The organism is Micromonospora sp. GCM10011541, from assembly GCF_042650725.1.
Lineage (GTDB): Bacteria > Actinomycetota > Actinomycetes > Mycobacteriales > Micromonosporaceae > Micromonospora > Micromonospora sicca.
Genome location: NZ_JBHSBP010000085.1, coordinates 1 through 12,349, shown reverse-complemented (window position 1 = coordinate 12,349; position 12,349 = coordinate 1). Strand labels below are relative to the sequence as shown.

At 68.2% G+C, this 12,349-nt stretch carries 12 protein-coding genes; 7 read left to right on the top strand and 5 right to left on the bottom strand.

The window, feature by feature from the left end; translation table 11 throughout:
* The 4 genes from ACFOYX_RS30185 to ACFOYX_RS30170 all read right to left on the bottom strand — a co-directional run.
* Positions 1-187, bottom strand: a 187-nt coding sequence (locus ACFOYX_RS30185) for a transposase (protein WP_377534614.1), incomplete at its 3' end; no start/stop codon positions are given.
* 141 nt (positions 188-328) lie between these two features.
* Positions 329-700: an SCP2 sterol-binding domain-containing protein gene (locus ACFOYX_RS30180; RefSeq protein ID WP_322443663.1), complete on the bottom strand. Its 372-nt coding sequence runs from the start codon at positions 698-700 to the stop codon at positions 329-331.
* 441 nt (positions 701-1,141) lie between these two features.
* On the bottom strand, positions 1,142-1,600 hold the full coding sequence (locus ACFOYX_RS30175; RefSeq protein ID WP_238453224.1) for a YcxB family protein: 459 nt from the start codon (positions 1,598-1,600) through the stop codon (positions 1,142-1,144).
* Positions 1,601-1,935: 335 nt separating this feature from the next.
* Positions 1,936-3,678: a heavy metal translocating P-type ATPase gene (locus tag ACFOYX_RS30170; protein WP_322444009.1), complete on the bottom strand. Its 1,743-nt coding sequence runs from the start codon at positions 3,676-3,678 to the stop codon at positions 1,936-1,938.
* A gap of 343 nt (positions 3,679-4,021) precedes the next feature.
* On the opposite strand from ACFOYX_RS30170, the gene ACFOYX_RS30165 reads away from it, so the two are divergent.
* The 7 genes from ACFOYX_RS30165 (at position 4,022) to ACFOYX_RS30135 (ending at position 9,879) form a co-directional block, all read left to right on the top strand.
* Positions 4,022-4,381, top strand: a complete 360-nt coding sequence (locus ACFOYX_RS30165; RefSeq protein ID WP_322444014.1) for a metalloregulator ArsR/SmtB family transcription factor — start codon at positions 4,022-4,024, stop codon at positions 4,379-4,381.
* Positions 4,382-4,913: 532 nt separating this feature from the next.
* Positions 4,914-5,651 (top strand): hypothetical protein, encoded by a 738-nt coding sequence (locus tag ACFOYX_RS30160; RefSeq protein WP_146231040.1) that lies wholly within the window; start codon positions 4,914-4,916, stop codon positions 5,649-5,651.
* Positions 5,652-6,278: 627 nt separating this feature from the next.
* Entirely contained in the window at positions 6,279-7,874 is a 1,596-nt protein-coding gene (locus tag ACFOYX_RS30155; RefSeq protein ID WP_322444010.1) for an ATP-binding protein, read from the top strand.
* A 32-nt stretch (positions 7,875-7,906) separates the two neighbouring features.
* A complete protein-coding gene (locus ACFOYX_RS30150; RefSeq protein WP_109801489.1) occupies positions 7,907-8,341 on the top strand; it encodes a roadblock/LC7 domain-containing protein in 435 nt (144 codons plus the stop codon).
* Between the two features lie 2 nt (positions 8,342-8,343).
* Positions 8,344-8,715, top strand: coding sequence for a DUF742 domain-containing protein (locus ACFOYX_RS30145; RefSeq protein WP_109801499.1), 372 nt, complete (start codon positions 8,344-8,346; stop codon positions 8,713-8,715).
* A complete protein-coding gene (locus ACFOYX_RS30140) occupies positions 8,693-9,283 on the top strand; it encodes an ATP/GTP-binding protein (protein ID WP_109801490.1) in 591 nt (196 codons plus the stop codon). Before ACFOYX_RS30145 ends, ACFOYX_RS30140 begins: the two co-directional genes overlap by 23 nt.
* 35 nt (positions 9,284-9,318) lie before the next feature.
* Entirely contained in the window at positions 9,319-9,879 is a 561-nt protein-coding gene (locus ACFOYX_RS30135; protein WP_322444012.1) for a GAF domain-containing protein, read from the top strand.
* A gap of 7 nt (positions 9,880-9,886) precedes the next feature.
* On the opposite strand, the gene ACFOYX_RS30130 is transcribed toward ACFOYX_RS30135, so the two are convergent.
* Positions 9,887-11,086, bottom strand: a complete 1,200-nt coding sequence (locus ACFOYX_RS30130; RefSeq protein WP_322444013.1) for an acyl-CoA dehydrogenase family protein — start codon at positions 11,084-11,086, stop codon at positions 9,887-9,889.
* Between the last annotated feature and the right edge of the window lie 1,263 nt (positions 11,087-12,349).

The following is a 12,349-nucleotide window of genomic DNA, read 5'->3' as shown; positions in this document are numbered from 1 at the left end:
CCGGCCGGTCACCGCCGTCGGTCTCGGCCTTCTTCACCCACGTGCGCAACGCCTCCGGATGAACCCCGAGCTGACCAGCGATCCGCCGGATCGCCCCGACCGCGGACGCCGGATCCCGACGGGCCTCGACGGCCAACCGCGTCGCACGCTCACGCAGCTCATCGTTGTACTTCTTTGGTGCGGGCATCGCTGGTGTTCCTCCCAGGTTTCGATGTCTCCATCAAACCCGGTGCGGAACAGGCCGTGCGGGGCGTCCGGTGACGGAACGATGTCACCCGTCCGATCGCAAACTATGAAGGTGGTTCCGTCGAGGATGCCGACCTGGTTCTCACTCATGGTCACCTCTTCGGCGTCGCGTCTCCTGGGAAGCAGGTGGCGGCGGAAACAGCCTTCGGACGGTCGCGAACAGCCGGGGGCTGCCCTCCACGGTCGCCTCGCCGCGCAGCACGGTGGTCAGGAAGTACGCCTCCCCGCTGGCAATCCGGTCAAACACCGCCCGATCCGCCCGGACGACGGCGTCCCCACCCGTCGCCTGCTCCGACACCGTGATGTCGCCCTTGACGATGGAGACCAGCCAATGGTCGACCTGCCCGTCCTGGCTGATGTCGAACCGGACACTGCCCTCGTGGAGCGCCGTTAGCCGGCGATCGTGCCCCCGGTCCGCGAGGCTGCGGAAGAAATCCTGGGTGACGTCAGCCATCGTGACCCCTCCTCAAAGCCACGATGGCCCTGACACGCGGCCCCCGCCTCACCCTAAAGAGGTGAAGTTCGCCAGCCGGCCTCCCTGCCAGTGTGTTGCCGCCCGTTCCGATCTGCGCTTGCCCCCGGATGGCGCTCGTGCAGTGGACAACCTACTAGCGTGAGACTCGATAGATCCTTCGCAGGCAACGCTGCTCTTTGCCGCCGGTCTCCTCACGGGCGCCTTCAACGCGGCCGCCGGCGGCGGCTCCCTGATCGGATTCTCCGCGCTGATTGCGGCTGCCAGGTAGACGCGTACGGGTCGCCCCTGGCCTCGTTGACGTTGGTGTCAGTGAGGGCGATCAGCTGTGGTGGGTGAGGTCGTTGGGAAAACTCTGGCGGCGGCTGGTGGTCCAGCTGCTGGCCGAGTTGAGCCTGCCTCTGACCCGGCGGGCATCGGATGTCAGCGCAGCCCGGCGAACACGGCACCGACCTCGGCGCGCGCGTCGGCACTGAAGGCGTCCCTCGGTACCGCGACCGCACGTCGGGCCAGGAGGCCCTGGAATAGCCAATACCGGCCCGTCTCCCGCAGCGGCCGCAGGGACTCCCAACGGTGCTGCGTCGTGACGTCGGCCAGGCACACCCTCATCCCCTCGTCGGTCAGCTCGTACCCGATCTCCACGGCCGGCCCGCCAGCCGACAGACGCCGCCAGACGCGCCGCAGCGACAGCTCGAAGGAGAGCGGGGCGGCGACCAGCAGCGCGACGAGCAGCACCGCGCCGGCTGCCGGTGTGAGGAGCAGCGCGCCGACCGCCATCAGGAGGGCGGCTGCCCACACCTTGAGGAGTCGCACCTTGCCGGACACCCACACCAGCTGCCGGTAGGCGGGGTAGTCCAGCGCCGCACGGCCCTCGATGCGCATGTCGTTCTCCTCTGTAATGCGTCCGAGGCGTTCGATGGCGGGCCGCACCCGTCCCCACCGACGCGGCATCATACGGGCGGGCGGGCGGGAGCACCGACGGGCCGCCGTCGCCCACCTGCCCATCAGCCCTTGTCCGCGGTAGCCGCAGGTGCGGAAGTCGGCAAACAGCTGAGTGGCATTCGTTGCGCCGTCGTTGACGCGTTGGTCCAGGTAGTCGAGGTGGTCGTCAGGGCTGCTGGGCCGGCCGGCACGGGGTTTGGCCAGGAGTTCGTCGACGCGCGGGCACACGGTCACCGTGCAGGGCTTGGCCGCCCGCGCCCGCCCGGCGCGGCGGCTCATCGACCGGCCAGCGCTCGACGCCAGGCCCTGGATTGCAGCAGCCGTAGGCCGTTGAGGCCGACGACGACTGTGGAGCCCTCGTGACCGGCCACACCGAGGGGTAACGGGAGGTGACCGATGAGGTCCCAGGCGACCAGGACGGTGATGAACGTGCCGGCGATGACCAGGTTCGCGGTGACCAGGCGGCGGGCTCGGCGGGACAGGGCGATGACAGCGGGCAGGGTGGTCAAGTCGTCGCGGACCAGGACCGCGTCGGCGGTCTGCAGGGCGAGGTCGGAGCCGTGTCGGCCCATCGCCACGTCGGTGTCGGCGGCGGCGAGAGCGGGGGCGTCGTTGACCCCGTCGCCGACCAGCAGGACGCGCCGGCCGTCGCGCTGAAGGGCGCGTACCCGATCGACCTTGTCGGCGAGCAGCAGGGCGGCGTGCACGTCAGCGATGCCTGCCTCGGCGGCGAGCCGGCCAGCCGCACCGGGGTTGTCACCGGTGAGCAGCGCCAGTGTCGTGCCGGTCAGCGTGGTCAGGGCGGTGACCGTGGCCGCGGCGTGCGGGCGGACCCGGTCGGCCAGGGCGAGGACGCCAGCGGGCGCGTCGTCGACGATGACCACCACGGCGGTACGGCCGGCCGCCTGCGAGGTGTCGACGAGGGCATGCACCTGCGGGTCGACCCGCGCGACGTCGTCGAGCAGCGTGGGGCTGCCGACCCGTGCCCGCCGCCCGTCGACCGTGGCGGCGACGCCCCGGCCCGGGGTGGAGGCGAAGTCGTGGGCGGCGGGGACGGCCAGCCCCCGGTCCCGGGCGGCGGCGAGCACTGCGGCGGCCAGTGGATGCTCGCTGAGGTGCTCGGCGCCGGCCGCCAGCCGCAGCAAGGTGTCCTCGGCGTGACCGCTGTCGGCGATGAGGTGGATCTCCGCGATCCGGGGGGTGCCTTCGGTGAGCGTGCCGGTCTTGTCGAACGCGACCACGTCGGTGTCGGCGAGCTGCTCCATGACCACGGCGGATTTGACCAGGACGCCATGCCGGCCGGCGAGGGCGATGGCCGACAGCAGTGGCGGCATGGTGGCCAGTACCACCGCGCATGGCGACGCGACGATCATGAAGGTCATCGCTCGAAGCAGGGTCGGCTGCAGAGCCGCGCCGAACGCCAGCGGGACGGCGAACAGGGCCAGGGTCGCCACCACCGGGCCGACGGAGTAGCTCTGTTCGACCTTTTCGATGAACAGCTGGGTGCGGGCCTTGGTCGCCGAGGCCTCCTCGACGAGGGCGACGATGCGGGCGATCACCGACTCGGCGGCCGGGCGGTGCACCCGGGCCAGCAGTGACCCGGCGCCGTTGACGGTGCTGGCGTACACCTCGTCCCCAGGGTGCTTGGCCACCGGCAGCGGCTCGCCGGTGATGCTGGCCTGGTCGACGTCACTGGCCCCGTCGACGACCACAGCGTCGGCGCCGATCCGCTCCCCCGGCCGTACCCGGATCAGATCGCCGACGGCCAGTTCCGCCGTGTCGATGGTGTCCTCGGTGCCGTCGTCACGGACCCGGGTCGTGCGCTCGGGGGCGAGGTCAAGCAGGGCGCGGACCGAGTCGGCGGTCCGGGCCGTGGCGAACGCCTCCAGCGCGCCGGAGGTGGCGAAGATGACGATCAGCAGCGCGCCGTCGAAGACCTGCCCGATGCCGGCCGCACCGAGCGCCGCCACGATCATCAGGAGGTCGACGTCCAGGGTCCACTCCCGCAGCGCCCGCAATCCGGCCAGCGCCGGCTCCCAGCCGCCGAGCGCGTACCAGGCCAGATACAGCGTCTACCACAGCGGCGCCGGGGCATGCGCGAGCTGCGCGATGCCACCGAGGGCGAAAAGCACTGTCGCCGCCGCAGCCCAGCGCGCCTCAGCGAGGGCCCACAGCCGCGCACCCCACCGCCGAGGCGCGCGGGCTGCGGCGGTCGCGGGCGGAGCGAGAGTGGTGTCGGCCGTCAGGGTGACAACAACCGACCATACCTGCATGCCTTCGCAGATACACATTCAGCTAGGAAGACAGTCAGCGGAGGATGGCTAGGCTAGACGGGTGCATGCGTCGCTGCCGGACTTCCAGATGCCCAACGACGAGCAGGTTCACCTCGCCGCCGAGGGTTTCCGGCTGCACGCCGACCCGACCCGCATCAAGATCCTCTGGGCCCCACCCCAAGGCGAGTCGTCGGTCGCCTGCCTTGCCGACCTGGTGGGCGCTGCCCCCACCGCCGTCAGCCAGCACCTGGCCAAGCTCCGCCTGGCCGGGCTGGTCCGCGGACGCAGGGAAGGCACCTTCGTCTACTACTCCGCCGCCGACGTCCACGTCCAGGCCCTGCTCGCCGAGGCGCTGTTCCACGCCGACCACACCGACCGAGACTTGCCCGACCACGCCCGCGGTGACCTGCTCCCTCACACCGGTCCCGCCACACAACCGGCCACCTGAGCCGGAGCACGAAAGTTTCTTGCCGGACGTCGTCAAGCCCACGGGTTCGAGCAGCACCGCGATGGGATCACGGCCTCGAGCGACGGCCGGTTCCAGCAGGTGGCGAAGGCCAGCAGCACCACATCCGGTTTGAGGCTGGTCTCCAGCATGTGCCGCAGGGTGTGGGCGATGCGTTCCTTTCGGCTGCTGACGGGGCGGGGCTACGCGCTCGGCAACACCCTTGGCGCCGGACCCAGCGAGCCGTGACGGCGCCGGCAGCACGACCAACGCCGACGCCCCTCGATACGCCGATCACCCCCCGGTCACCACGTCCCGGAAGCTGTCGAGTGAGACAACCCTGGGTGAGCGCGGCATGGGACGGAATGAAGCGGGCCAAGACGGGCAGTCGCGGGCGTACAGCGCTGGCGGCCCATTCGGCGGCGCTGCATCGGCCGGTGAAGTTCCCATGTTCAAAGCCTTCGTTGGGATTGGTGCAGCGACGCCTGAACAAGACGGCCTCAGCTAACGGGTTATTTGACCTATGGTCACGGGCATGATCGGCAAGGTCCTCGCTGCTACAGTCCGCCACCGGCACACTGTCTTGATGCTCGGCCTGCTCGTAGCGGGCGGGAACGCTGTTGCGGTGGGCTTTGCTCCCTCCCTGGGGCAGCTCCTGTTCTTCCCGCTGCTCTTCCTTGCCGTGGCGCTCCTGGTCCTGGCGATCCTCAGCTGGCAGACCCGTCCGGCCTACTTCGTGGTGCAGCCTCAGATTCCGGCCTTCGGCACGCCGGTGCCTGCATGGAAGGTATTCCTGCCCCTGTGCTCCCTCGCGCCCTTCTCGGCCGAGGTCGGCGCTCTGATGCGCTCCGCCAGGCAAGGCACTCCGTGGACACCCGAATCGATCCTCCTCCCTGTCTCCTGGCTTCTGCTCGTCGCACTGCTGGTCGTTGAGGCCTGGCGGGGCTATGGGCCACAGCTACGTCCCCATGGCGTACAACAACGCACCGTCCTCGGCTCGCTCATAGTGCCGTGGGAGGCACTACCGGTCGCCCAGACCCCTCTGCCTGTCGGCCCTCCCTCGACACTGTGGCTGGCCTACGCGCAACCCCAGTTGGTGCGCCGGCGCGGCATTCCATGGAGCCGGCACGCACTGCGCACGGACAACGTCGACGCCTGGTTTCTCGCCGCTGCGATCCGACACTACGTCTGTCACCCCGACCGCCGAGCCGCCGTCGGCAGCCACGAGGAGTACCAACGGCTTCTCGCCGAGTTGCCCGGTCGCGAACGCTGACGAACGCGAAGCCCCCTGTGGATGGGGCTGCCGATCCAGGAGGCGGCCGTGGCTGCGTTCAACGGAGGCGAAAGCCGTAACGCTGCCGGGCAAGACGGCGCTTTCCTACCGGCTGGCGAGCTGACGTTGGGAATTTTGCCGGGCGCAGCATCAGACTCGATGATGTCTGTGAGGGCATGGATGTGGTGGGCAGACGACGACCTTGAGTTCGCCGCGGTTCGCGGTCGTATGCCGCTGCAGCAGTGGGCCAGACGTGAGGGGTCCTGTTGCGGCCGCAGGCTAAGGAGCGATGTAGTCCATATAGGATCCGGACCGTTGTCCATCGCCGCCGTGAGAGGGGCCGGAGGTTCTAGACTGCCTGTATTCGAGAGCAATCTCCCGCCTCCGCACGGTGCCGGTCGATCGAGATGGCCCGCATTTGCCAGCGGTTTCCCTCCTGGTACGAGGATGCTGATGCCTGAGTCTTCCCCTCTTGACACGCGTGCCGTCCATCGGGCACACGATCCCTACGGCGAACCTTCCGCACGCGATGGGTACACGGCCAGTGGCTTGGGGCCGCGTTTTTTGTGGCTGTCTGTGCTTCCTGCCGCCGTCGTTGCGTTGCTCGGGGCCACCGCCGTTCTCTGCGTGCTCGTCACGTCCGGGGAAACGGTCACTGCCAGGATGGGCTGGGCTCTCGTCCTGGCATGGATCGCCTGCGTAGTGGTCATCGCCATCGCCGCCAACCGAGCCAATGCGGTCGATCGCCTGGTCGTCGCCAGGATCGGCGCCGTGCGGTCCTCGACCACTCACCGCCGGACTGAGGTGCAGTGGCTGATCGAGCGGTTGCGCCGCGGCGAGCGGCTCGAGTCACCCGCGGAGCTCGTGCCGGGCAGGGGCGACGATGGATTCGCGCTTCTGCAGCGCGAACTGGACGAGGTCCTGCATGCTGCCCAGGTCGCCGTCGTAGAGGCATCAGCCGTGACACCGGCGGCGCCCGTGCCGAACTCCGGTCACCAGGTGGAGGTCTTCGTCAACCTCGCCCGACGGCTGCAGTCCCTGGTGCATCGGGAGATCCAGTTGCTCGACGACCTGGAGAACCAGGTGGAGGATCCGGATCTACTCAAGGGTCTGTTTCAGGTCGACCATCTTGCCACTCGTATCCGCCGGCACGCGGAGAACCTTGCGGTGCTAGGTGGCGCTGTTTCTCGACGACAGTGGAGCAGGCCGGTGGCTCTGACCGAGGTGTTGCGGTCGGCTATGGCCGAGGTCCAGCAGTATTCGCGGGTCAAGCTGGTGCCACCGATTGAGGGCACGCTGGGCGGCCACGCTGTCGCCGACGTCATCCATCTGGTCGCTGAGCTCGTTGAGAATGCCACTAATTTCTCCGCCCCCCACACCCAGGTGCTACTGCGTGCCCAGGCCGTGACGGCGGGTATCGCAGTGGAGGTTGAGGACCGGGGCCTGGGTATGCCGCTCGCCGATCAGGACCGGGTCAACCGTCTTTTGGTCGACCCAACCGGGATTGACGTGGGCGAGTTGCTGCGCGACGGCCGTATCGGGTTGTTCGTCGTCGGGGCCATCGCCCGTCGGCACGGCATCACGGTACGGTTGCAGACCAACATCTACGGCGGGATCCAGGCGGTGCTCATCCTGCCGCCCGGGCTGCTCGGTGCGCCGCCGCAGAGGAGTGAATCCTGGCACGAGATGCAGCCGCAGCCGCAGCCGCAGTCCATGGTCCAACCACCACGCCACGAGCCACAATTTGCGATGGTCGCGAGTGTCTCGACGCCCCCACCGCCGGCGTACTCACCGGCGCCTGCCCCGCCTCGGGTTCATGACCGGACTCCCATGCCCAGCGAGGGGATCCGTGCTGAGGTGACGGCACAGCCGTCTGCGGCCTGGGACTACCTGTCCTCTCCTACCGACTCTTCTGCGTCGCTGCCGGCAGCTAGCGAGGCCGCCCGCTACGCCGGGGGCACGGCGGCGGAGGGGGCCGCGGCCAGCGACCCGACTACAGCCCAGTTCGCTGACGGCGACGCGCGTCCGCAGCTACCGCACCGGAAACCACAGACACATCTGGCCCCGCAGCTGCACGGCGCCCCCAGTGCCCCTGTCTCAGTGGAACAGGTGGCTGAACACGACCCCACCCTGATGGCTACGTTCACGAGGGCCTTCAGCCAGGGCGAAGCCGGAACCGGCGGGAATGACGGTTCCGAGGGCCGTCTAGACGGCATCAGCTGACCCCGCGTCACCGTTAAGGAGGGTTACCTATCATGCGGAGCAATGCGCCCGTTGAACGATCTCAGGATCTCGTGTGGCTGCTGTCCGGGCTGGCCGAGCGCGTCCCCCACACCCGTAGTGCTTTGCTGCTGTCCTCGGACGGCCTACCGATGGCCGCCCACGGGCTGGATCGGGCCGGCGCGGACCATCTGGCGGCAATCTCCTCCGGACTGTTCTCCCTCGCTCGCAGCGCCGGAGGTAGTTTCGATGGCGGTAACGGCGTCCGTCAGGTGGTGGCGGAACTCGATGACGCCCTGCTGTTCGTCACGGCGGCCGGCTCCAATGCCGTCCTCGCGGTGCTCGCCGGCCGTGAGGCTGACGTCGGCGTGCTCGGGTATGAGATGTCGCAAATGGTGAAAAGCGTACGTCCATTTCTGGCCACGCCGAAGCGTCCGGGGATCGCCAGTTCTGACGACATTATTCGGTGACCATGGTGGGCCCGGAGGACGAACCCTTTCTCGACGACGACGCGGGGCGCCTGGTGCGCCCGTACACGGTCAGTAACGGGCGCACCCGACCCAGCACGCACATGGAGTTGCTGTCCTGGGTGATGGCGACCGGCCGGTTACCTCGGGGACACCTGGAGCCGGACCATGCCCGGGCGCTTCGCCTCTGCGGCGGCCCGACCACGGTCGCCGAGATCTCGGCGCACCTGAAACTGCCCGCTGCTATCACGAAGGTGGTGCTTTCCGACTTGGTCGATTGTGGCGCGCTGAGCACCCGAGCTCCCAGCCCTATCGCAGACCCCGCTGACCGATCCGTATTGGAGGCGGTTCTCTATGGCCTACAACAACGACTCTGAACTGTCTCCGGTGTTCCCGACTGCGCTCAAGATTCTCGTCGCTGGGGGGTTCGGCGTCGGTAAGACAACGTTCGTCGGTGCGGTGAGCGAGATCCGGCCGTTGCGCACGGAGGAGATCCTGACCACCGCCAGCGTGGGCACCGACAGCCTGACGGGGGTGGAGGGCAAGTCCACCACCACGGTGGCGCTGGACTTCGGCCGCATCACCGTCGATCCTCGTCACATCCTGTACGTGTTCGGCACACCCGGACAGGAGCGCTTCTGGTTCATGTGGGACGAGTTGTCTGCCGGAGCCCTCGGGGCTGTGGTCCTCGCCGACACCCGCCGCCTACAGGACTCCTTCGCAGCCGTCGATTTCTTCGAAGCCCGCGGCATCGATTTTTTGGTCGCCGTCAATCAATTCGACGGCTCGTTCCAATACAACCCTGAGGAGGTGCGGGCCGCTCTCGAGCTCAAACCCGATGTGCCGATCGTCATGTGCGACGCCCGTCAAAGCCGCTCCGCGACCGCGGTGCTGATCGCCCTGCTCCAGCACTTACTCGGCACTTCCCCATCCCACTCGGCGTGAGACGCGTCAGACCTGCAGCAGATATGGAGCCAGAAATGATCTACGAATCCCCGGCCTACCAGTCACTGACGCCGACTGATCAGGAAGCGCCGCAACGTGTGCAGCGGCTGCGCGATCTCGGCCTCGGGGAAAGCCCAGACCCCGAGTTTGACGAATTCGCCCAAAAACTCGCACAGATCACCAGAGCCCCGTACGCGATGGTGAACTTCATCAGCGAGGACCGCCAGTTCTTCGCCGGCCTCTACACCGCCCCGGCCGGGCGAGCCAGCGCCACGCCGGAGGTCGCGGCCGCCGGGCAGCCTGGCCGGGTGATGTCACGAGACCACGGCTACTGCCCGCACGTCGTGGTCCGGCGCAAGGCGCTGGTACTCGACGACGTGTGCGACTACCCGCGGTTCGCCGGCAACCCCGTGGTCGACGAGATCGGCATCCGCTCTTACCTGGGCGCGCCACTGATCGACCACACCGGTATGGCCCTCGGCACGATCTGCGTGGTCGACACCGAGCCGCGCCCGTGGGGACGGCAGGGACTGGAGACCATCAAGTCCCTGGCCGCCGAGCTGACGGAACGGATCAACCAGCGCAGCCGGCGATAGGACGACGTCAGGAAGTGGCCGCCGCTTCCAGCAAAGGGGCGGCGAGCCGCTCCGACCACTGCCCCTTGGACGTGCCCAGTGCCACCTCGCCGAGACGGATCAGTTGGACGTCCGAGGTGCCGGCTGGAGCGAAGATGTGGTGGGCGTCGCGGACATACCGCTCTACCGGCCGGTCGGGGTAGAGCCCGCACGCGGCGTGCACTTCCATCGCGTTACGGGCCGAGTCGAGGGCGTACTCGACGTTGATGAGCTTGGCGTTCATCAACTCCGCGTCGCAGGGCAGGCCTTGGTCCAGCAAGTGCACCGCGTGATAAGCGGCCAGCCGGGCGGTCATCAGCCGGGACTGCATCTGCCCGACCTTCAGCTTGATTGGGAGGAGATCACCCAACGGCTTGCCGTAGCGGTGCTGCTCGGTGACGTATGCCGAGGTCTCCTCAAGTAGGGCCTGGTGGATGCCGAGGGAGACCGCGGTTAGGTTCGGCCGGCCGTACAGGATGCTGGAGGAGTAGGCGACGGCCAGGCCGTCACCCTCGACGCCGAGCAGGTTCGCCGCGGGTACGCGGCAGTCCTCGAAGACGAGTTCGCCGAAGCTGAAGCCGTGCAGGCCCATGGCCGCGCGATGTGGGCCGAGCGAGAAGCCCGAACGGTCCGACTCGACCAGGAAGGCCGACAGTCCCTGAGAGCCCGGGCCGGTGCGGACCACCACGCCGTGCAGGTCACCGACGTGACTGTTGCCAACGAACACCTTCCGGCCGTTCAGAATGTAGTCGTCGCCGTCGCGTACGGCGGTGGCCTCCATGCCGAGGACATGGCCACCGGACTGTGGCTCGGTGACCGCGATGGTGGGCAGGCAGGTTCCGTCGGCGATGGCCGGTAGCCACTGCCTCTTCTGGCTGTCGTTGCCGAAGTGCACGATTTTGGCCACGCCCAGCTGGCTGGCCTGCACCATGGCGCCCATCGCGCCGCTGACCCGTGACAGCTCTTCGATGATGATCGTTTTCGCGAGGTGTCCCAGGCCCATCCCGCCGTAGTCGGGGCTGATCGTGACACCGATCCAGCCCTGGTGCGCGATTAACCGCGACAGTTCGTGCTGAACCGAGCGAGACGCTTCCATTTCCGGAATCCGGGGGCGTACCTCGGCCTCCGCAAACGTTCGCACCTCCTCCCGTAGGCGCTCGTGACGCTTCGTGGTGAAGTAGCTGTCCATGAGCAGATCCCCTCGTGAGTTCGCCTGCCGACCTTGGCGGATCCGGTTGAATCCGGCCAGGCCACAAGATTCTGGTCGCCGCCGCACGCATCTTCGGGTTCGCCGTTGATGCGCCAGCGGTTCGACGGGTCGACTCGGGCTCGGCTGCGCCGCTGACCCGGCCGCAGGCCAATCACCACCGCCGGTGCGGCTATTGGACAAGTCGGCAGGTTCATGGCAAAGACCGATGGCAAGGCCACGCTCGGAGGTGCGCCGCTACTGCAGCACCAGCGCCCTGCGTGAATGGCCGGGCACGGACGGCGAGCCAGCTGTGACGGCTTAGGGGGCCCCGGTTCCTACCGCCGCCCGTCGCCTTGGCGCCGCTCATGGTCGCAACCGTAGGGGGTGGGCGCCGGTGCGTGTATTCGAACTCTGACCAGGCGCGATGATGATGCGGCGACCAGAAGAGGCCTGCTGTCTCATCCTCCGCCTCCCAACCGGTTCGCCGCTGATGGTATCCGCGGAGATCCACAGCAGCACCCTCCTATCAGTACTTGGGACGCTGAGTCCCAAGTCAGGCCAAACGGTGGGCGTTTCCGCTCTCCGCAGAGGACGCGCGCTATCGCTGCCGACGGCGACAGCCGTCACGGACAACGAGAAGGCTCCCGCCGCCCACCTGGGCAAAGGTGACATCCTCACCGGGGGTCGCCAGAGTCGGCGTATCGGTGACAACGGTGTGACGGTACCTGCGGGAGGCTGTCGCCGGCTCTCAGCTCATACCGATGGCCTCGCCGACGCGATGCGGCGGGGTCACCCGACTGGTCTAGGCGATCCTCGGCGGCAAGTTGATCCGATCGACTGGATCGCCGATCAGCGGCCCTTACTACTTTGGCAAGCAAAGCGACACGGCGTGAGCGTGCAGGTCCTCCCCGACCCCGGGTGGTCGGCTGATCGGGGCCTCACCCGCCCTGTTCGACTCCACGCATGATCTGCCCGCCACCCGCGCCGACGGCCTGGTCGCCGCCTGACCAGCGCCGGCGAGATTACCTTCGCGGACAAGGGCCACCAAGGCGCCGGTGGCGCCATCTGGGCGCCGTTCAAACGCCGACACACCCGCCTATCGCGGCGGCAGAAGCAGTTCATCCGAGCTGGGCGTCGTACTGCCAGCCGCCGTCGAACACCGGGCCGCGCCGGTCGGCGAAAACAGCTGCTCACCCCACGCCTTGACCCAATGCCGTTCAGATAAGGCCTTTCGGGCAGGCCAGGATGGGTGTTGGGGGTCCC